20 protein-coding genes are annotated in these 21457 nt (G+C 33.1%); 8 read left to right on the top strand and 12 right to left on the bottom strand.

Annotation, left to right across the window (positions count from 1 at the left end; translation table 11 throughout):
* Window positions 1-3 precede the first annotated feature (3 nt).
* The 4 genes from porT to ABXT06_RS11320 form a co-directional block, all read right to left on the bottom strand.
* Window positions 4-726, bottom strand: a complete 723-nt coding sequence (gene porT / locus ABXT06_RS11335; RefSeq protein ID WP_354590860.1) for a type IX secretion/gliding motility protein PorT/SprT — start codon at window positions 724-726, stop codon at window positions 4-6.
* A gap of 1 nt (window position 727) precedes the next feature.
* Entirely contained in the window at window positions 728-1459 is a 732-nt protein-coding gene (ubiE, locus tag ABXT06_RS11330) for a bifunctional demethylmenaquinone methyltransferase/2-methoxy-6-polyprenyl-1,4-benzoquinol methylase UbiE (protein ID WP_354590859.1), read from the bottom strand.
* Window positions 1460-2039: 580 nt separating this feature from the next.
* Window positions 2040-2522, bottom strand: a complete 483-nt coding sequence (locus tag ABXT06_RS11325; RefSeq protein ID WP_354590858.1) for a dihydrofolate reductase — start codon at window positions 2520-2522, stop codon at window positions 2040-2042.
* Between the two features lie 11 nt (window positions 2523-2533).
* The gene (locus tag ABXT06_RS11320) at window positions 2534-2878 is read right to left on the bottom strand and encodes a 2TM domain-containing protein (protein WP_354590857.1); all 345 of its coding nucleotides are present in this window, start codon (window positions 2876-2878) and stop codon (window positions 2534-2536) included.
* Between the two features lie 239 nt (window positions 2879-3117).
* Here ABXT06_RS11320 and ABXT06_RS11315 point away from each other — a divergent pair, with 239 nt between their 5' ends.
* On the top strand, window positions 3118-3414 hold the full coding sequence (locus tag ABXT06_RS11315) for an isoamylase early set domain-containing protein (RefSeq protein ID WP_354590856.1): 297 nt from the start codon (window positions 3118-3120) through the stop codon (window positions 3412-3414).
* A 32-nt stretch (window positions 3415-3446) separates the two neighbouring features.
* Here the strand turns inward: ABXT06_RS11315 and ABXT06_RS11310 are convergent, their stop codons facing one another.
* The 4 genes from ABXT06_RS11310 to ABXT06_RS11295 all read right to left on the bottom strand — a co-directional run bounded on the left by ABXT06_RS11310 (window position 3447) and on the right by ABXT06_RS11295 (window position 7091).
* Complete coding sequence (locus ABXT06_RS11310; protein ID WP_354590855.1) at window positions 3447-4298, bottom strand: thymidylate synthase; 852 nt, start codon at window positions 4296-4298, stop codon at window positions 3447-3449.
* Between the two features lie 142 nt (window positions 4299-4440).
* On the bottom strand, window positions 4441-5064 hold the full coding sequence (locus ABXT06_RS11305; protein WP_008466556.1) for a bifunctional nuclease family protein: 624 nt from the start codon (window positions 5062-5064) through the stop codon (window positions 4441-4443).
* A gap of 165 nt (window positions 5065-5229) precedes the next feature.
* Complete coding sequence (locus tag ABXT06_RS11300) at window positions 5230-6198, bottom strand: electron transfer flavoprotein subunit alpha/FixB family protein (RefSeq protein WP_008466557.1); 969 nt, start codon at window positions 6196-6198, stop codon at window positions 5230-5232.
* A gap of 146 nt (window positions 6199-6344) precedes the next feature.
* Complete coding sequence (locus ABXT06_RS11295) at window positions 6345-7091, bottom strand: electron transfer flavoprotein subunit beta/FixA family protein (RefSeq protein WP_201998824.1); 747 nt, start codon at window positions 7089-7091, stop codon at window positions 6345-6347.
* Window positions 7092-7592: 501 nt separating this feature from the next.
* Between ABXT06_RS11295 and ABXT06_RS11290 the strand changes: the two genes are divergently transcribed.
* From ABXT06_RS11290 to ABXT06_RS11270, 5 genes are all read left to right on the top strand, one after another.
* Window positions 7593-8570 carry a pyruvate dehydrogenase complex E1 component subunit beta gene (locus tag ABXT06_RS11290; protein ID WP_354590854.1) on the top strand — a complete coding sequence of 326 codons (978 nt, stop codon included), beginning with the start codon at window positions 7593-7595 and terminating at the stop codon, window positions 8568-8570.
* Window positions 8571-8639: 69 nt separating this feature from the next.
* Window positions 8640-11141, top strand: a complete 2502-nt coding sequence (locus ABXT06_RS11285; protein WP_354590853.1) for a DUF5686 and carboxypeptidase-like regulatory domain-containing protein — start codon at window positions 8640-8642, stop codon at window positions 11139-11141.
* Between the two features lie 216 nt (window positions 11142-11357).
* On the top strand, window positions 11358-11957 hold the full coding sequence (locus tag ABXT06_RS11280) for a DNA-3-methyladenine glycosylase family protein (protein ID WP_354590852.1): 600 nt from the start codon (window positions 11358-11360) through the stop codon (window positions 11955-11957).
* Between the two features lie 111 nt (window positions 11958-12068).
* Window positions 12069-12599: an inorganic diphosphatase gene (locus tag ABXT06_RS11275; protein WP_354590851.1), complete on the top strand. Its 531-nt coding sequence runs from the start codon at window positions 12069-12071 to the stop codon at window positions 12597-12599.
* A gap of 113 nt (window positions 12600-12712) precedes the next feature.
* The gene (locus ABXT06_RS11270) at window positions 12713-15235 is read left to right on the top strand and encodes a sodium-translocating pyrophosphatase (RefSeq protein ID WP_354590850.1); all 2523 of its coding nucleotides are present in this window, start codon (window positions 12713-12715) and stop codon (window positions 15233-15235) included.
* A 78-nt stretch (window positions 15236-15313) separates the two neighbouring features.
* Here ABXT06_RS11270 and ABXT06_RS11265 read toward each other — a convergent pair whose 3' ends face one another.
* From ABXT06_RS11265 to ABXT06_RS11250, 4 genes are all read right to left on the bottom strand, one after another.
* Window positions 15314-15682 (bottom strand): helix-turn-helix domain-containing protein, encoded by a 369-nt coding sequence (locus ABXT06_RS11265; RefSeq protein ID WP_354590849.1) that lies wholly within the window; start codon window positions 15680-15682, stop codon window positions 15314-15316.
* A 5-nt stretch (window positions 15683-15687) separates the two neighbouring features.
* On the bottom strand, window positions 15688-15984 hold the full coding sequence (locus ABXT06_RS11260; protein ID WP_354590848.1) for a type II toxin-antitoxin system HigB family toxin: 297 nt from the start codon (window positions 15982-15984) through the stop codon (window positions 15688-15690).
* Between the two features lie 142 nt (window positions 15985-16126).
* Window positions 16127-16741, bottom strand: coding sequence for a deoxynucleoside kinase (locus tag ABXT06_RS11255; RefSeq protein WP_129746158.1), 615 nt, complete (start codon window positions 16739-16741; stop codon window positions 16127-16129).
* Window positions 16741-17556, bottom strand: coding sequence for a hypothetical protein (locus tag ABXT06_RS11250; RefSeq protein ID WP_354590847.1), 816 nt, complete (start codon window positions 17554-17556; stop codon window positions 16741-16743). Before ABXT06_RS11250 ends, ABXT06_RS11255 begins: the two co-directional genes overlap by 1 nt.
* Before the next feature lie 212 nt (window positions 17557-17768).
* Here ABXT06_RS11250 and ABXT06_RS11245 point away from each other — a divergent pair, with 212 nt between their 5' ends.
* On the top strand, window positions 17769-18656 hold the full coding sequence (locus ABXT06_RS11245; protein WP_354590846.1) for a GLPGLI family protein: 888 nt from the start codon (window positions 17769-17771) through the stop codon (window positions 18654-18656).
* 49 nt (window positions 18657-18705) lie between these two features.
* A complete protein-coding gene (locus ABXT06_RS11240; RefSeq protein WP_354590845.1) occupies window positions 18706-21393 on the top strand; it encodes a carboxypeptidase-like regulatory domain-containing protein in 2688 nt (895 codons plus the stop codon).
* Window positions 21394-21457: the final 64 nt, after the last annotated feature.

Here is a 21457-nt window from a genome sequence, read left to right as displayed (position 1 = left end):
GTTTTAATGGAAAGTGAAATTTATTAAAAGCGCTCTAGATTTCATTGAATCGATGTTATCCGTATAAGGGCTAATAGGGTGCTCTGGCGTTACGTTATCACGAATTAATTCATCTGTAATACCAAACATACCTCTAACAGAAGGAGAAAAGATGAAATATTCAGTAAAAATATCAATTCCAAAACCTATCTCGTAAGCTGCTGTCCATTGTTTTACTCTGAATTTTTGCTGCCAGTTATCATCTTGAGATTTTGAATTGCTAGACAAGTTCAAAGTAGTCGACATGCCGCCAACTAAATAAGGACGAATGTTTCCTGTACGCAAGGCAGAAAATTTCAATAATAAAGGAAAGTGAATATAAGTACTATTTACTTCTCTTAAATAGTCACTTTCTTTGCTGCTTATACCAGGAAAATATAAATCTCGTTTTGTATAGTACAAACCTGGTTCAAAACGCAGATTAATATATTCTTGAAGCCTTAAATCGGCTACAACACCAACATTAAAACCGGTAGTTTTTTTAACTTGAATGTCTTCCGGTACAGGAGTTTTATAATCAAATTTAAAGTCAAAACTGTTAAAACCTAAATAATAACCAAAGTAAATGCGTTGCTTTTGCCAGTTTTCAAGATTAATGATAGGATCTTTGCTAAACATGTTTTTAGCAAATTGCGAATGTCCTTTTGTCGTTAAGACCAATAAAAATAAGATTACAACTTTTTTCATACTATTTTTTAGATGCAGAATAAATTGTTGCGACACCAAAAGTTTGAGGCATTGCCACAACATCTATAAACCCAGTTTTTCTTAAAATATTGTTTAAGGCTTCGCCATAAGGAAAAGCGGCGGCAGATTCAGATAAATAACCATAAGCATCATTATCTTTAGAAAACAATTTTCCGATTAATGGAAGTATATTTTTGCTATAGAAATTGTATCCTTGTTTATAAGGAAATTTATCTGGAACAGAAGTCTCTAATATAACAAAAACTCCATTTGGTTTTAATACTCTTAAGATTTCTGCAAAACCTTTTTCTAGGTTTTCAAAATTTCTTACGCCAAAACCAACTGTAATTGCATCAAAATAATTGTCCTCAAACGGCATGTTTTCAGAATCACCTAAAACTAATTCAATAATATTTGAAAGTTTTTTTTCTTCTACTTTCTTTTTTCCTACTTCTAGCATTCCTGCAGAAATATCTAAGCCAATAATTTTTTGGGCATTAGTTTGTGCCATTAAAATAGCCAAATCGCCAGTTCCTGTTGCGATATCAAGAATAACTTTTGGTTTTTTGTCTGATACTATTTTTAATACTTTTTTACGCCATTTAATATCGATTCCAAAAGAAATTACACGATTTAAATTATCGTAATTCCCAGAAATGGTATCAAACATTTGGGTTACTTGCTCTTTTTTACCTAAAGAAGAGTCTTTATACGGAGTTACTTTTTCAGACATTTTTTTTATTTAGGCAAATATAAACAATCTAGTTTAACTGTAATTGAGTTTTTTAATTTGTCAAATAAATGTTTTTGAGTGTTTGTTTTAAAACAGGATAAACCGATATCTCTACCATCCCTAAATCTAGGTATTTTGCTAAAATCCCTAAATTACGGTATTGTCTAATAGCTCTGTTATGAGCAACTTTGCTAAAGTAAAAATGATTAAAGTTTTAATGATTGATAATGTCGCTATGACTTAAACAAATGGTTGCTTTTTTTGTGCTGGTAACTTCATTTGTTCATGAAAGAGTTTTGAAAGTATTGTTCTTGGGGGGAAATACTATATTAAGCGCAAAGTACGTTCTTAGGATTAAATTTGTTTTTGGAAATTTTAATTTTCTGCCTTTAATATCTTAGTGGTATTTGTTATTAAAGGCGTTTGAGGCTTAGGTCTCAAATAACATTAAATGTTATTCAGTTTTACAGATGTTTCTCAACATTTGTGATTTTTTTTAAACAAAATTCTTCTTGAGCTAGTTAGGCTTCAAAAATCAATTATTTAAAAACATCCTCCCTAAAAAGAGGATGTTTTTTATTTATTTTCTAATGTAAGTTTCATAAGTGTAATCATAAAGGTGTTTTTCATCTTTATAATTTTCTTCAGATTCTACCAAAACCCATTCGCTTTTATTGATTTTAGGAAAAAAAGCATCTGCATCAAAAGAGTGATGAACTTTAGTTAATTCAATAATATCGGTAAACGGAAGGGCAAGATTGTAAATTTCGCCACCGCCTATAACATAACTGTCATCGTTTTCAGGGCACATAGCAATCGCTTTTTCAATACTATCCACTACAATGCATCCTTCTGGCTTATAATTTTCTTGACGAGAAATTACAATATGAACGCGGTCTGGTAAAGGTTTCGGGAAGCTTTCAAAAGTTTTTCTTCCCATAATAATATGATGACCAGTTGTAAGCGATTTAAATCTTTTAAAATCATTAGGCAGATGCCATACTAATTCGTTGTTTTTTCCAAGCGCATTATTTTCGGCCGCAGCCGCTATCATTATAATCATGGTGTGCTTAACTAAATTTTATTTTCATTCTCTTCGTTGATAGAAGATTCAAGCTGGCTGATTCTTTTTTGCTGTAAAGCAACTAATCGGTCAATTTGTTCTCTTTCCCATTTTTTATTCATAAAACGGTCGGTTATATACACTTTTATAAAATGAAGGATAAAAAGGAAAAGCCAGATGGTAATACCCCAGATGCACCAATTTTGGGTTGTGCCTTCTCCAAAGCCAAAAAATCTATTGGCAATAAATAAAAATAAACTTCCAAGCAGGAAAAGTACAAAATGAAAATATAAGACTTTTTTTTGTCTTAATCGGCGTCTAGCATATTCGTATTGTTCGTGCACTTCTTTTTCCATAAGATAAAAATGAGATTATAAAGTTAAAATTTATTTTCGAAAGTCAATATTTTGAATGTGGAATATTTAGTTTTTAATGACTCAATAATTTGAATAACAAAATTTTAACCGCTTTAAATTACCAATAAAGCGAAAATGATATACTGTTTTTAGAATTATCATAAATCGTTTCTTACAGTAGTAAGTGTTTCGTTGAATTTAATTAATTTTAGACGTATAAATCTAAAAACGAAATAGTTATGTCTTTGAAAAAACAATTTATCAAAACGAAGCCGGTTGTTAAAGTTACATTTTCAATAGATGCCAAAGATGCTGATTCGGCAGCGGTGGTTGGAGATTTTAATAACTGGAATGCCTCAGAAGGAACTTTAAGCAAGTTAAAAAACGGAACGTTTAAAGCAACTTACGATTTGGTGAAAGATGCGATTTACGAATTTAAGTATCTAGTTGACGGGAATTATGTGAATGATCCAGAAGCTGATTCTTATAAATGGAATGATTACGCTGGCAGTGAAAATAGTGTTCTAATTGTATAAAAAAATCCGCTTTAATAGCGGATTTTTGTTTTTTATACTGCAACACTTCCTTTTATGGCAGGATGTGGATCGTAATCTACAAGTGTGAAATCATTATAATCAAAATCAAAAATGTTTTTAATTTCTGGATTTAAAATCATTTTTGGTAATGGTCTTGGTTCACGCGTTAATTGCAGTTCCAATTGTTCAAAATGATTATTGTAAATATGTGCGTCACCAAAAGTGTGAATAAATTCGCCTGGTTCTAAATCGCATACTTGTGCAATCATCATGGTCAACAATGCATAAGAAGCAATATTAAAAGGTACTCCCAAAAATATATCGGCACTACGCTGGTATAATTGGCAAGAAAGTTTTCCTTTTGTTTCTCCTTTTTCAGGGTTTGGACTTGCTACGTAAAACTGAAAAAATGCATGACAAGGAGGTAAAGCCGCTTTGTTATTGGCTACATTTTCTTCAAAAGATTTTTTAGTGTCTGGCAAAACCGATGGGTTCCATGCAGAAACTAGCATTCTTCGGCTGTTCGGATTTGTTTTTAATTCTGTAATTAATTCAGAAATCTGATCTATTTCTTCACTATTCCAATTTCTCCATTGATGTCCATAAACAGGACCTAAATCACCGTTAGAATCAGCCCATTCATCCCAGATTTTAACTCCGTTTTCCTGAAGATATTTGATATTTGTATCGCCTTTTAAAAACCAAAGCAATTCGTAAATAATCGATTTTAAGTGTAATTTTTTGGTCGTAACCATTGGGAAACCCTCACTTAAATCAAAACGCATTTGATATCCGAAAACGCTTTTTGTTCCAGTCCCTGTACGATCTCCTTTTTGATTGCCGTTTTCTAAAACGTGTTTTACTAAATCTAAGTATTGTTTCATTGTTGCTTTAGGCTTTTTTTTGCTTTAGGCTTTAAGCTTTAGGCTTTAAGCTTTTTTTGCGGTTTGATGCTTTCTTGTGTTTTATGCTTTAAGCTTACAGCCTAAAGCTTACAGCCTAAAGCTTACGGCTTATAGCCTTAAATTATCTTCTAGAGATTTCGTCTCTAATTTTTGCTGCTTTTTCATAATCTTCCTGAGAAACGGCTTGATCTAAAAGCTCGTTTAATTCTTGTAAAGAATGTTTTGCGTAAACGTCTCCAGATTGGTTGCTTTCTTCTTCGTGTCCGAAAGTTTCAGGGTTTGAAAGGACGTCATCAATTTCTTGAGCTCCAGAATCTGTTTCGGCAGTATTCGATTTTAAATAAATTCCAGCTTTATCTAAAATGTTTTTATAAGTAAAAATAGGAGCGTTGAAACGTAATGCTAAGGCAATGGCATCAGAAGTTCTGGCATCGATAATTTCTTCGATTTTATCTCTTTCGCAGATTAAACTTGAATAAAAAACACCGTCAACTAATTTATGAATGATAACTTGTTTTACTACGATATCAAATCTTTCGGCAAAATTCTTGAATAAATCGTGGGTTAACGGACGTGGCGGTTTTATTTCTTTCTCTAAAGCAATAGCGATTGACTGGGCTTCAAAAGCACCAATAACAATAGGTAATTTTCTTTCGCCATCGACTTCATTCAAAATTAAGGCATAAGCGCCATTTTGAGTTTGACTGTATGAAATTCCTTTTATGGATAATTTTACTAGACTCATATATGTTTGTAAAAAAGGCACTTAGCGCCTTATTTTAATACTATTTTGGATTGGAAAATAAAGCTGCAATTTTAATCAAAAAATATGGAACAAAAAAGCTGCCTATAAACAAAGATACAACATCTTGTTTTTAGGCAGCAATATTTTTAAAGAGAATTCTTTGTATTAAGAATGCTGAGCTTTGAAAGCTTTTAATTTCTCTGTTAATTGTGGTACAATTTCAAAAGCATCTCCAACTACACCATAATCAGCAACTTTGAAGAAAGGAGCTTCTGGATCGTTATTGATCACTACTTTTACTTTAGAAGAGTTGATTCCTGCAATGTGCTGAATCGCTCCAGAGATACCAATAGCAATGTATAAGTTTGTTGCAACTGGTTTTCCTGTTTGTCCAACGTGCTCGCTATGAGGTCTCCAACCTAAATCAGAAACTGGTTTAGAACAAGCAGTTGCAGCACCAAGAACAGCAGCAAGATCTTCTACTAATCCCCAGTTTTCTGGACCTTTTAATCCACGTCCGCCAGAAACTACGATATCTGCGTCAGCGATAGAAACTTTTCCAGATACTTTTTCTACAGATTCTACTTTTACCCCAAAGTCATTGTCTCCAACTGTTGGATTAAAATCTTCTGCAGCAGCAGCTCCTGCGCTTTCAAAAAGTCCGTAAGAGTTTTTAGCTAAACCAAGAACTTTTACGTCTGTATCGATTTGTGTAATGTTGAAAGCTTTGTTTGAAAAAGCGTTTCTTTTTACTTGAAACGGAGAAGTGCTAACTGGCAATCCAACAACGTTTGAAGCAAAACCAGCATTTAAAGCTACTGCAACTAGTGGTGAAAGATAAATGCTGTCTGTTGTAGAAGAAAGTAAAACTACTTTTGTTCCTTCTTTTTCAGCAGCTTGTTTGATTACATCAGCGTAAGCTTTTGCGTTAAAACCAGCTAATTTATCATTGCTTACTTTTAAAACTTTATCTACTCCGTATTTGCCTAACTCGCTAACATCGCTGATGTTTACTGTTAAAGCTGTAACAGTAGTTCCTAATGATTCTGCCACTTTTTTAGCGTAAGAAGCTAATTCGAAAGCAACTTTTTTAAATTTTCCTTCTGCAGATTCTGCATATATTAATATTGACATAACAATTTTAGATTTTAGATTTTAGATTTCAGATTTTTGAAAATGAAATCTAAAATGATTATTGATTTTAGATTTTGAAGTGAATCAAATGTTGAGTTTTAGATTTCGTATTGCAATCAGCAATCTAAAATCTAAAGTCTACAATCTTAAATCACTTTAGCCTCGTTGTGTAATAAATTGATTAACTCATCTAAATTATCTGCAGAAACTAATTTTACTGCTGATTTTGGAGCTGGTTTTTCAAATTTCACTGCTTTTGTATTTACAGCTGCATCAACTGGCTCAAGGATAGTAAGCGCTTTTGTTCTTGCAGTCATAATTCCTCTCATGTTCGGGATACGTAAATCTTTTTCCTCAACAAGACCTTTTTGACCTCCAATAATTAATGGAAGAGTAGTGCTTACAGTTTCTTTTCCGCCGTCAATTTCACGAACTGCTTTTACATTGTTTCCGTCAACAGTCAAAGCTGTACAAGAGTTTAAGAAATTGTGGCCTAAAATTCCAGCAATCATTCCAGGAACCATTCCTCCGTTATAATCTAAAGATTCTTTACCAGCAATTACTAAATCGTAACCCCCATTTTTAATTACTTCTGCTAATTGTTTTGCAACGAAGAAACCATCTGTAGGATTTGCGTTAACACGAATAGCTTCGTTTGCTCCAATTGCCAAAGCTTTACGTAAAGTTGGTTCAGTATCAGGACCTCCGACGTTTACAACCGTTACATTTGCTCCTTGTTGTTCTTGAAACCATATAGCGCGTGTAAGACCGAATTCGTCATTAGGGTTAATTACATATTGTACACCATTAGTGTCAAATTCTGAATCACCGTTGGTAAAGTTGATTTTTGAAGTAGTATCAGGCACATGGCTGATGCAAACTAGTATTTTCATAAGTATATATTTTGAATTTATAATATGCTTTTACAAATTTAGAATTTAATTTGGAATAATTATACTATGCATGCATAATATTTTTTAAAACTATTACGATTTCGCTGATTCTGTAGTTTTGAATGGATTTCATCGGAATCTAAAAAATAAAAAACATTGATTTTGTCTGATTGTTAGGAATTTTGCAATAACCGATAGTTGGAAAGCAAATTAATTTTGTCTGAGAAATACTATTTTTTTGTTTTTTACGTTTGGATGAATGAATTTTGGAGAAACAAGAATTAAACAAATCGATAGAAGTTTGTCTGAAAAATGTTTTAAGTAAGTTTAAGTGTGAATTATACGTTATTATATCGATTTCGTAAATATCACAATAAAGTTTAAAAAGTTAAAACCTGAGAACAGATAGAAGTTCATGCGATTTTAAATTCAATTTTTGCATTTAAGTTATTTAAAATATTTATTTTTGCTCTTCAGAAAATTCAACATACAATATAAAATATGAGAACAATACAATTTAGAGAGGCCATTTGTGAAGCGATGAGCGAAGAAATGCGTCGCGATGAATCCATATATTTAATGGGAGAAGAGGTTGCAGAATACAATGGAGCATACAAAGCTTCAAAAGGAATGCTTGCTGAGTTTGGTGAAAAAAGAGTAATCGATACTCCAATTGCTGAGCTTGGATTTTCAGGAATTGCAGTAGGTTCTGCAATGAACGGAAACCGCCCTATTGTAGAATATATGACATTCAACTTCTGTTTAGTTGGTATTGATCAAATTATAAATAACGCTGCTAAAATGCGTCAAATGACAGGAGGACAATTTAATGTGCCTATCGTTTTCCGCGGACCAACAGCTTCTGCTGGTCAATTAGGAGCTACTCACTCACAAGCTTTAGAAAACTGGTTTGCTAATACTCCAGGTTTAAAAGTTGTTGTTCCTTCAACTCCTTATGATGCAAAAGGACTTTTAAAATCTGCAATCCGTGATAACGATCCTGTAATCTTTATGGAGTCTGAGCAGATGTACGGTGATAAAGGTGAAGTGCCAGACGGAGAATATACAATTCCAATTGGTGTTGCTGATGTTAAACGTGAAGGAACTGATGTAACGATTGTTTCTTTCGGAAAAATCATCAAAGAAGCTTTTATCGCTGCTGATGAATTAGCAAAAGAAGGAATTTCTTGTGAGATTATCGATTTAAGAACAGTTCGTCCAATGGACAAAGATGCTATCTTAAAATCGGTTAAAAAAACAAACCGTTTAGTAATTCTTGAAGAAGCTTGGCCAGTTGCCAGCCTTTCTTCTGAGATTTCTTATATCGTTCAAGAGCAAGCTTTTGACTTCCTTGATGCGCCAATTCAACGTATTACTACTGCGGATACTCCCGCGCCGTATTCTCCAGTACTGCTAAAAGACTGGTTGCCAAATGCAGGTGATGTAGTAAAAGCAGTTAAAAAAGTATTATACAAATAATACAAATATAAAATACTCATAAAACTTCATCAGACAGAATAGATTGGTGAAGTTTTTTTTTACTTTATAATGAACAAATTAACTCTACTTCTCTTATATTTTTTATTTGCTTTTGCGAATGTCGCTACTGCACAAACTAAGGTGAGTGGAGTTGTTTTGGACAAAACCAATCAGCCGATACCTTTTGCAAATGTGGTGTTTAAAGGTTCTAATATTGGAATCGTTTCTAATGAAGACGGCCGTTTTTATTTAGAATCGCCAAATACTTATACTGCACTGATGGTTACTTCGGCAGGATTTTCAGATAAGGAAGTTCCTTTAGAAAAAGCAGTCAATTACAATTTCAAAATTGTTTTGTTCGAAGAACAAGTGCTTAACGAGGTTGTAATTTATACCGGAAAAACTTCTAAGAAGAATAATCCGGCATTGGATATTTTGAGAAAAATTTGGGAAAGGAAACGTAAAAATGGACTCTACCTGTTTAATCAGTATCAAATGCAGAAGTACGAAAAAGTGGAGTTTGACATGAACACTATTGATAGTGCATTCATGAAAAATAAACTTTTTAAAGGTATGGAGTTTATCTTTAATCACGTTGATACTTCAGATGTTACAGGGAAAACCTATTTACCGATTTTTATAAACGAATCGGTTTATGATGTTTATGGTGACAACAAACTAAAGAAAGTAAAAGAAAATTTAACAGGAAATAAAATGTCTGGTTTTAACGGAAATCAGCAGATTTTATCTTTTGTAAAAGATCTTTATTCTGATTACAATATTTACGACAATCATCTGAAATTTTTTGATAAGAGTTTTACAAGCCCGCTTTCAAGAACAGGAATCGATGTTTATAATTATGTCTTAAAAGACAGTGCTTTTATCGATAAAAAATGGTGTTATAATATTGTTTTCTATCCGAGACGTAAAAATGAATTAACTTTTAAAGGAGATTTTTGGGTTAATGATACCACTTTTGCGATCAAGAAAATTAATATGGGCGTTACAAAAAGCGCCAATATTAACTGGGTAAAAGATATTTATATAGAACAGGAATTTGAAGTAGAAAATGATTCTGTTTTCCTTTTGACTCGTGACTATATGATGTCTGATTTTGCTTTGAATAAAAAGGAAAAATCGAAAGGAGTTTATGGTAAAAGAACAACTTTATATCGCAATCATAAATTCAATATTCAGAAACCAGAGAAATTTTATAAAGAGGAAGTCAATTTTATTGATAATGCTGTTTACGAACGACCTCCTGAGTTTTGGGAAGAAAACCGTTTTGAAAAATTAAATAAAGACGAACAGGGAATTTATAAAATGCTGGATACGCTGCAAACCGTCAAGCGATTTAAACAGCTGTATAATCTTGTCTCTATTTTAGGTAGCGGTTATGTCGAATTTAAAAATTTCGATTACGGACCTATATTTTCAACTTTTGGATATAACGAAGTTGAAGGTATAAGGTTAAGAGTTGGTGGAAGAACCTATTTTGGACCAAACGATCCATGGCGTATTCAGGCTTACACTGCGTACGGATTTGATGATAATAAATTCAAATATGGAGTTTCTGGAAAATGGATGGTTGACAAGAAAAACCGAGTTATCATTTCTGGAGGAAATAGGCGCGATATCGAACAGATTGGTGCGAGTTTAACTACTACAAATGACGTTTTAGGACGAAGTTTTGCCTCTTCGGCATTGTTTACAACGGGAAGCAATGGAAAACTGACGAATATCAATTTGAGTAATGTTTCTGTTGAAATGGAGCCCAAAAAGAACTTTATTGTCTCGGCAGGACTTTCGTATAGAACATTAGAATCAGCCTCAAAAACATTCAGTTTAGATTATTATACGACTCTGCCGACTCCCGAAAATCCCGCTGGTGTTGTCGAAAGTATGGTAAAACAATCTGAGGCTAATATTCAGTTTGAGTTTATGCCAAACAGAAAAACGATTGGTTATGGTGTAGAAAGGAGTTTAGTTGATAGTCCTTTTAGTCATTTCTTCGTTAATTTCAGTTACGGATTAAAAGGAGTTTTTGATAGTGATTTTGCTTACGAAAAAATTCAAGTTTTCTATAGACAGCCAATTATTATCGGGCCTTTAGGAAGAACAAATATTACAATCGAAACAGGAAAAACTTTTGGTACAATTCCGTTAGGTTTGATGAGTGTAATTCCTGGTAACCAGACTTACTTTACAATTGAAAACACATTCAGTAACTTGAATTTCTATGAATTCGTTACAGATCAATATACAACCTTGCAGTGGAATCATGATTTTGGTGGAAGATTGTTTGCTAGAATTCCATTCATGAGAAAACTGAACTGGAGAGAGTTTATCGGAATTAGAGCTGTTCACGGAACTATTTCTGATGCCAATCGTGCCATCAACGCTTCTGGATTACCTTATAATGCTCCTGAAAAAGTATATTGGGAGTATAATGCAGGAATTGGAAATATTTTTAAAGTTTTCCGTCTTGATTTTTCTTGGAGAGGAAATTATCTAGATATGCCAGACGCACATAAATTTGCAATAAAAGGATCTTTCGGATTTTATTTTTAAAGATGCAAAGGCTCAAAGTTACAAAGTCGCAAAGGTTTTAAATCTTTGCGATTTTTTTGTTTCTAGCTTTTGATAATCATTGAGATTCCAGATCAGATTTTTATCTGCTTAATCTGCAAAATCTGCGAGAGATAAAAAAAAACTTAGCGACTTGGCGACTTTGCGAGAACTAACTCCATTTTTCTTAAATTTGATTTACTTTCGAAAACTATAATCATGCAAGAAGCAATAGATTTCCTTTCCTCTAAAAATCCAATATTTCTAGAAATCATAGAAAAGTATGGATTGCCACCAATTCCGAGGCGCCCGCCTGGATTTGAAACTTTGGTTTTATTAATTCTTGAGCAGCAGGTTTCTATAGATTCAGCAAAAGCTACATTCTTAAAAATAAAAGCTTTTACAACTTGTAATCCTGAAAAGATGGCGGTTTTGTCTGATGAAGAATTTAGAAGTCTTGGAGTAAGCCGTCAGAAAACAAAGTATATTAAGGTTTTAGCGGAAGCGGTTTTAAACAAAGAATTAGATATTGATAGCTTAGCTTCAAAACCTGCAAAACAAGTTCGTGAGGAACTTATTAAGTTAAAAGGAATAGGCAATTGGACAATAGATATTTATCTGATGTTTTGTCTGGAAGAACCCGATTTGATTCCGCTGGGCGACATTGCTGTTATAAATACGATTAAAGAATTGCTGAATATTCATGACAAGCAAGAAATGGAAATTCATGCAGAACAATGGAGTCCCTATCGATCTTATGCGACTTATCTGCTCTGGCATTATTACTTGAAGAAAAGAAATAGGAGTATTAGCTTTTAAATGCTTGTTTTTTAAACTTTAATGAGGATAATTTAACCTTGTTTTTTATTGTAAAACTAGATTCTTTAGTTATTTTTGCAATCGAAATTTTAGAAACAATAAAAAACGAAAATGACCGCAGACAAATTAACGACTTTCGATGTATTGATCGAAATACCAAGAGGAAGCAGAAATAAATACGAGTACGATTTTGAAATTAAAAGAATGCGTTTTGATAGAATGTTATTCTCTTCAATGATGTACCCAGCTGATTACGGATTTATTCCAGAAACTTTAGCTTTAGATGGTGACCCTCTTGATGTATTAGTTTTGGTAAACGAACCAACTTTTCCTGGATGTGTTATGGAAGTTAAACCAATTGGTGTATTCCACATGGCAGATGATAAAGGACCAGACGAAAAAATTATTTGTGTACCAGTTTCTGACCCAATTTGGAATTCATTAACTGATTTATCAGATATTAATCCTCACTTAGTAAAAGAAATCGAGCACTTTTTCCAAGTTTACAAAGATCTTGAAAACAAAAAAGTAGACGTAGAAGGATGGGGAGACGTAAAAGAGGCTTACGATATTATCGCTGAGTGTACAAAACGTTTTGATGACATTGAAAATAAACCGGCTGGATTATTTAGCATTAAATAATTTTAACCTTATTCTATTATAAAAAAAGCAATACTGCCGTCAGGAGTATTGCTTTTTTGTTTAAATTCGTTTTAGTTAGATTGTTGACTATTAACCAAAACCATTAAAATATTATGAATGCATTTATGATTTACCTGCCCATTATTATGGCAGTTTTAGGATTACTTTTCATGGGAATAAAAAGGACTTGGGTTTTAAAACAAGACGCTGGAGACGGTAAGATGAAAGAGATTTCAGATTACATCTATGAAGGAGCCTTAGCTTTTCTAAAAGCCGAATACAAACTATTAACCATCTTTGTAATTATTGCCAGTTTAGCTTTGGCAGGAATTACTTTTATTCCAGGAGTAAAAACACATTTATTAATCGTAATAGCATTTATTTTTGGTGCATTTTTCTCTGCTTTAGCGGGAAATATGGGAATGAAAATAGCAACAAAAACAAACGTTAGAACTACTCAAGCGGCACGTACAAGTTTACCGCAAGCTTTAAAAGTTTCTTTTGGCGGCGGAACCGTAATGGGATTAGGCGTTGCAGGTTTAGCTGTTTTGGGTTTGACATCATTTTTTATCATTTTCTTTCATTTATTTTCTGGAGGAGTTTGGAAAGATACCGATACAATGACGGTTGTCTTAGAAACTCTTGCAGGATTTTCATTAGGAGCAGAATCAATTGCTTTATTTGCCAGAGTTGGGGGAGGAATCTACACAAAAGCTGCCGACGTTGGAGCCGATTTAGTTGGTAAAGTTGAAGCTGGAATTCCAGAAGATGATCCTCGTAACCCAGCTACAATTGCAGATAACGTGGGAGATAACGTAGGGGATGTTGCAGGTATGGGAGCCGACTTATTTGGGTCGTATGTAGCAACTGTTTTAGCTGCAATGGTTCTTGGAAACTATGTGATTAAAGATATGGGCGGAAGCATTAATGATGCTTTCGGAGGAATTGGACCAATTTTACTTCCAATGGCTATTGCTGGTTTCGGAATTTTATTCTCAATTATAGGAACAACTTTAGTAAAAATATCAGATGACAATGCAAAAGAAGCTCAAGTACAGAAAGCATTAAATATAGGAAACTGGGTTTCAATTGTTTTAACTGCCGTGGCTTGTTTCTTTTTAGTGCAGCACATGTTACCAGAAACAATGCAGATGACATTCTTTGGAGAAGGCTCAAAAGCAATCTCATCAATGCGTGTTTTCTATGCAACTTTGGTCGGATTAGTAGTTGGTGGAGCGATTTCATCAGTAACAGAATATTATACAGGATTAGGAACAAAACCAGTTTTGGCAATTGTTCAAAAATCTTCTACAGGTGCGGGAACAAACGTAATTGCAGGTTTGGCAACGGGAATGATTTCTACTTTCCCAACGGTATTATTGTTTGCCATCGCAATCTGGATTTCTTATGTTTTGGCAGGGTTTTATGGAGTTGCGCTAGCAGCTTCAGCTATGATGGCTACAACGGCAATGCAATTGGCAATCGATGCTTTCGGACCAATTTCTGACAACGCTGGTGGAATCGCAGAAATGAGCGAATTGCCAAAAGAAGTTCGTACAAGAACTGATATTTTAGATTCAGTAGGAAATACAACAGCAGCAACAGGAAAAGGATTTGCTATTGCATCTGCAGCCTTAACTTCATTGGCTTTGTTTGCTGCGTATGTAACCTTTACAGGAATTGACGGAATTAATATTTTTAAAGCGCCAGTTTTAGCGATGTTATTTGTCGGTGGAATGATTCCTGTGGTCTTCTCAGCTTTGGCAATGAATTCTGTTGGAAAAGCGGCAATGGATATGGTGTATGAAGTTCGTCGCCAGTTCAAAGAAATTGCTGGAATTATGGAAGGAACGGGAAAACCAGAATATGGAAAATGTGTGGAGATTTCTACAAAAGCCGCTTTACGCGAAATGATGCTTCCTGGAATCTTAACAATTGGTTTTCCGATTGTAATTGTACTTTTAGGAAAATTAGTTTATTCAGATAACAATCAATTAATTGCTGAAATGTTAGGCGGATATATGGCTGGAGTTACTGTTTCTGGAGTGCTTTGGGCAGTTTTCCAAAACAATGCAGGTGGTGCTTGGGATAATGCTAAAAAATCTTTTGAAGCAGGAGTTATGATCAATGGCGAAATGACGTATAAAGGCTCCGATGCACACAAAGCAGCGGTAACTGGAGATACGGTTGGAGATCCTTTTAAAGATACTTCTGGACCATCAATGAATATCTTAATCAAATTGACTTGCTTGATCGGATTGGTAATTGCTCCGATTTTGGGAGAAGGTCATGAGGCATCTGATATTGCAGGAAAAGCTTCTTGCTGTGCTAAAACCGAAATGCATGCAGGAATGTCGAAATGCGGCGATATGTCTGGAATGACAAAAGAAGAATGTATTAAAATGTGTAAAGAAAAAGGCTGTTCTGAAGAAGAAACGGCAAAATGTCTAGCTCATTTTGACACAAACGGAAAAAGTAGTGTTCATTCAGAAAGCGAATCAGTTCGTGTTGAGGTTAAAAATATAAACGGAAAAACGACAGGAACAGTTACCAAAACAGTAGACGGAAAAACTACAACCGAGGTTTTTGAAGGAACTGAAGAAGAAGTTTTAACAAAAGTTGAAGCTGCGAAATAATAGCTTTGTCAAAGTTTTAAACTTTGACAGAGTTCCTTAAAAAAAGAAAATGCCTCTAAATTATTTTAGAGGCATTTTTTATTGATTCAAAGCATATTCTTTTATCAACGTCGAAGCTGGAATATGAAGAGCTTCGGTTAAAACTCTTATTTGTTTTATTGTTAATGCTCTTTTGCGATTAAACAATTCAGATACTCTTGATCGGCTATTTAATATAATTCCTAAATCGGCATCGCTTAATCCGTTTTGTTCCATCATAAATTTAATGGCTTCAATAGGATCAGGTTCAGGAATTGGATAATGAATTTGTTCGTATTTTTCTATAAGTGTTACCAGAATATCTAGCTCATCTCCTTCAGCAGTATCTGGTTTGGCGTCGAAAAGAAAATTAACTCTTTCCAATGCTAAACTATAGTCATGTTCTGTTTTTATTGGCTTTATATTCATATTATTTACAAATTTTTAATGTCATTTAAATCATCATACTCATTATGTGTTCCAATAAAAAGAATATAAACGATTTGAGTTTCGTAATTGATTTTCACAATCAATCGATAATGATTTCCACAAATATTGAAGATAACTTTATTGTTGCCAACAAAATCTGCAGTACCAAAAAAAGATTTCACAGCATTAGAATTAGAAAAACTATTTTTATCAAAAACTTGATACCAGGATAATAATTGTTGCTTTGAGTTTGGAAATCTTTCCCAAAAATTTTGCAAGGTTCTCTTTGCTACTATTCTCATAATTTAGTTTTGCAAATATATTTATTTTTTCCCAAATAGGGAAATTGTTTTAAAGCGAAACAAATGTAAGAAAATATTTAAACAAAAAATGCCTCTAAATTATTTTAGAGGCATTTTTTATATTTGTGTAAAGCTATATTTTTTAGAATAATCCGTTTAATTCAGCATCAATTCTATTAATGATATCTCCCAAGTCTTCTGGATTGTCAACAAAATTGATATTGTCAACATCAATAATTAAAAGCTTTCCTTTAGTATAAGTCTGAATCCAAGCTTCATATCTTTCGTTCAAACGGCTTAAATAATCGATCGAAATAGAGTTTTCATATTCGCGTCCGCGTTTATGAATCTGTCCTACTAAGTTTGGAATCGAACTTCTTAAATAAATCAATAAATCTGGAGCTTTAACCAATGATTCCATCAATTCGAACAAAGACGTGTAATTTTCAAAATCACGACTTGTCATTAGTCCCATTGCATATAAATTGGGAGCGAAAATATGCGCATCTTCGTAAATCGTTCTGTCTTGAATGATTTTTTTTCCGCTTTCGCGAATTTGCTGCACTTGACGGAAACGGCTGTTAAGGAAATAAATCTGAAGATTAAACGACCAACGTTCCATTTGATGGTAAAAATCATCCAAATACGGATTATCAACTACATCTTCATAATGAGGCTCCCATTTGAAATGTTTCGCCAATAATTTGGTCAATGTAGTTTTTCCTGCGCCTATATTTCCTGCTATTGCTATGTGCATTACGGTGTTACGATTTTATAATTTGATATATCTGTAGTTGTAAAAATAGATAAAATTTGGTCTTTGTAATAAAAATTGTCAAAGGTTTTTTCTAAAACTTTAATTTCGGAAATTACCTCAGGATTTGATTTATCAAACCCTTTAAAATACAATAAATTATCCTTAGCGAAAAGATATTGAGAAGAGTTAACGATAGAAATTTTATCAAAATCAGCAATTTTTCCTAACGAAGTTATCTTTCCAAAAATGTCGCAAGAGTACCAATTATTTTTCTCGTCAATCCAATAGAAAGTATTAAAATCGGTTTGATAATATTGGATAGATTCTGTCAGCGGAATTGAAACGGTTTTGTACTCATTTTTTAAATAATCAAAAAGACCAATTTGTTGGTTTAGAGTATTGTAAATCCATAACTGATTTTGTGTGGACATTCCAATGGCGCTCACCACAATTGGAGTAGCGTTTTGAGAAAAGTTAATTTCGGTCATTTTATTTAATTGATTATCTAATAAAACAACACTATTGAAATCTTCATAAAACAAAACAATCTTTAGCGGATTCTGGAGGTCAACTTTCGTGATTTTTCCCAAAGAAACATTCTTGTATTCAAAGATTTCTTTTCCTTTAATTTTACTGAAAACATTATTGGTTATCTGATACGAATATCCAAAAGCATCATATCCTAAAAACGTATCAGAAGTATTTTTATATTGCGAAATCAAAGTTGGATTGATACTCAAATCCTGAGCTGAAAGCGCATGAAAAGTGCAGAAAAGAAATACGGAGAATAAAATTTTTTGCACAATTTTACGCATTAGAAATTATTTTACAAGAGTACCAAATTACAAAAAACTCTCCTTAAAATTTCAATTTTGAGTCTTAAACCTTTTTTAAATCTAATAGTCTAAAAAATAAGCGGTTCTGTCTATACCTTGTTGCCGTTAATATATTTAGTTTTTTGAATTTTAAAATTAATAATACATTTGAATGTAAGTTTTGTCGGATTTACTCACTTAAAGGAAATAAAATGAAAAAGATATTTTTTTATATGACTATACTGCTTGTTTCTCTACAGATTCAAGCGCAAAAAGATTTTCAAGGAATGGCCGTTTACGAATCAAAAACACAAGCGCCAAAATTTGAGGGAATGCGCGGAAATAGAGATATTACGCCAGAAATGCAGAAAAACATGGAAGAGCGCATGAAAAAAATGCTCGAAAAAACATTCATTTTAAATTTCGATAAAGCTGCATCAATTTATAAAGAAGAGGAAAAGCTAGAAGCGCCTGGTCAACAGCAAGGAGGTTTTAGAGTTATGTTTGGCTCACTTACTGGCGGTGGCGGTACTTTTTATAAAGATGTAAAGGCAAAAACGTATACGGTCGATAAAGAATTTATGGGCAAGGAATTTCTTGTTGTAGATTCTCTTCCAAAATTAGAATGGAAATTAGAACAGGAAACCAAACAAATAGGTGGTTACAATTGCTTCAAAGCGACAGCAGTAAAACAGGCTAGCAAAACTGATTTCAGAAACTTTAGACCTAAAAACAATGACGACAAAAAAGACGAAGTTAAAAAGACCTCAGGCGAGACAAAAACCAATTTCGCAGACAATTTTGAAATTCCAAAAGAGATAGTTGTAACAGTTTGGTATACACCAGAAATTCCGATTAATCAAGGACCAGAAAATTACTGGGGACTTCCAGGATTAATTTTAGAAATTAACGATGGAACAACTACAATCTTGTGTTCGAAAATTGTTTTGAATGCCAAAGATAAAGTGGAAATAAAACCTTCTAAGAAAGGAAAAGTAATTTCTCAGAAAGAATACGATGAAACGGTAATTAAAAAAATGGAAGAATTCAGGGAGATGAATCGCGGCCGTGCAGGCGGGCCTCCTCCAATGGGAAGATAATGTCTTTAAAATTCCAATTTTCAAAATCCAAAATTTCAATATTCTTATAATGAATAAGATACTTTTTTTATTTGCCATACTTTTTACTTCTATTTCCTTTTCGCAAAGTGTCCGTTTTGACGGTTTGATTCAGGACGAACAGAAAAATCCGTTAGAAATGGCCAATATTATGGCTATTAATAATGGCACAAAAGCAATGGATTCTTATGGAATTACGAATGACAAAGGAAAATTTCAGCTGACTTTAAAACCTAATACTGCTTATACTATTAAAGTGAGTTATTTGGGAATGAAGTCTAAAGAAATTGCAGTGTCAACAAAGTCTGAAAATATGACTCAGAATATTGTTTTGGATGGTGCAGGAATCGAATTGGAAGGTGTTGAAATTGTTCGCGAAATGCCTGTTTCTATAAAAGGCGACACGATTGTTTACAATGCGGATTCTTTTAAATCGGGAACCGAAAAAAAGCTTGAAGATGTCTTGAAGAAACTTCCTGGAGTTGAGGTAAATGCCGATGGAGAAATTGAAGTTGAAGGAAAAAAAGTCAGTAAATTGATGGTTGAAGGAAAAGATTTTTTTGATGGAGATACCAAATTAGGCGTCAAAAATATTCCAGCCGATGCAATTGATAAAGTTCAAGTTTTAAGAAATTATAACGAAATAAGCCAATTAAAAGGTTTAGAAAACGATCAGGAAAATGTGGCAATGAATATTAAACTGAAAGAAGGCAAAAAGAACTTTTGGTTTGGAGATGTAACAGCAGGAATTGGTGTTGCAGAATTGGACAGCCGATATATCATTAATCCGAAACTGTTCTATTACAGTCCGAAATACAGTATTAATTTAATTACCAATTTTAATAATATTGGCGAATTGCCTCTTACAGCTCAGGATTATTTTAAGTTCACAGGAGGATTTAAAAACGTGATGAAAAAAGGCGGAAGTAGTTTTAATGTTTCTTCTAATGATTTAGGAATTTCATTGCTTCGAAACAATCGAGCTAAAGAAATTGAAACCAAATTTGGAGCAACAAACTTTGCTTATTCAGTTAATAAAGCTTGGAATTTAAGTGGTTTTGGGATTCTCTCGACTTCAAAAACGCAATTAGAAACAAAATCTCAGACAACAATTTTAGATTCTGGAGATCAGCAGAGACGTGATGAAAATACAAGTCAAAAGAATAATTTGGGTCTTTTTAAATTAAGTTCAACATACAAGCCAAGCGACAAATTTCAGTTTGATTATGACATCTTAACAAAGCTGACAAAACAAGAAGAATATTCAGATTTGTTTAGAGAGCAGATTGTTCAGAATGTCGCGACTTCAGAAGATATTTTTACAACCAAAAAGCAAGATCCTACTTCTGTTAACCAAAATTTGAGTTTGTATTATACACAAAGTGCTAAAAATATTTTTGCTTTTGAAATGCAACATTTATATCAGGACGAAAATCCATTTTATAATGCCAATTTACAAACGCTTCCTTTTGCTTTGTCAGGATATGATGCTACACAATCTAGAAACGATTACAATCAGAATCGTTTTGTAAAAACTAATAAGCTAGATGCCAAACTGGATTACTACTATATGGTAACGCCAAAAAGTAACATCAATATTACATTGGGAAATACCTATTCTTATCAGAACTTCAATTCACATATTTTTCAAATGTTAGATAATGGAGACAGAAATGATTTAAATAATTCAGAGAATAATAACGATGTAGATTACAGATTTAATGATGCTTTTGTAGGCTTTCATTATAAAATCTTGACCGGAAAATTTACTTTGACGCCTGGAGTAAGTCTGCATACATACCAAATGAGAAATGGACAATTGGGAACCGATTATTCTCAGAATTTTGTGAAAGTGCTTCCAGATTTCTTTGCTTTATATCAAATCAAAAAGTCTGAAACACTTACTTATAATTTCTCTCTAACAAACGATTTTACAGATATAAATCAGTTGGCTTCGGGCTATGTTTTGTCTAATTATAGCAGTTTGTTTCGCGGAAATCGTTTCTTAGAAAATGCTACTTCACAAGTACATTCACTTCGTTATTTCAAGTATAACATGTTCAATTTTGAAAATATTTTTGCGAATGCGACTTATACCAGAAAAGTAGATGCTATTAAAACAAAAGCCAATTTTGACGGAATTAACCAATCATCAGTTCCTTATAATTCCAATTTAGCCGATGAAACTTTTACGGGAATGGGAAATTATGGGCGTTCGTTTTTAAAGAATTATAAAGCTTCTGCAAATGCAACTTTCAATTGGTCAAAATTCAACAACATTCAGAACAATCAATTGTCAACAACAGAGAGTTTCAGTCAGAGTTATACTTTACGAGCTTCAACAAATTATAAAAATCTTCCAAATATCGAATTTGGATATAACCTTTTGGTTAATAAATACAGCGGTTCAACTTTTTACACTGATAAACCATTTGCAAGGTTAGATTATTATTTCTTGGATAGTTTTTCTTTTGTTTCAGAATACGAATTCTACCATTATTATAATGGAGATAAAACCGTTGATAACGAATATGATTTTTTAAGCGCCAGTTTAATTTATCAAAAAAAGAATAGCAAATGGGAATATAAAATCTCGGCAACCAATCTGCTGAACACCACTTATCTTAATGATGACAGCTTTTCGCAGTTCTCAACACGAGTTTCTCAATATACGGTTCAACCACGTTACATCATATTTTCGATGAAATATAATTTGTAGTATTTTTGTTGCTAATATTGCGGTTTTTGTGATTTGTTTAATGAAGAATCAAATATCTTTGCGC

The sequence above is a fragment of the Flavobacterium sp. UW10123 genome, assembly GCF_040538975.1.
GTDB lineage: Bacteria > Bacteroidota > Bacteroidia > Flavobacteriales > Flavobacteriaceae > Flavobacterium.
Note: the sequence above shows the minus strand (reverse complement) of the source record. Positions and strands in the feature narration are given on the sequence as shown.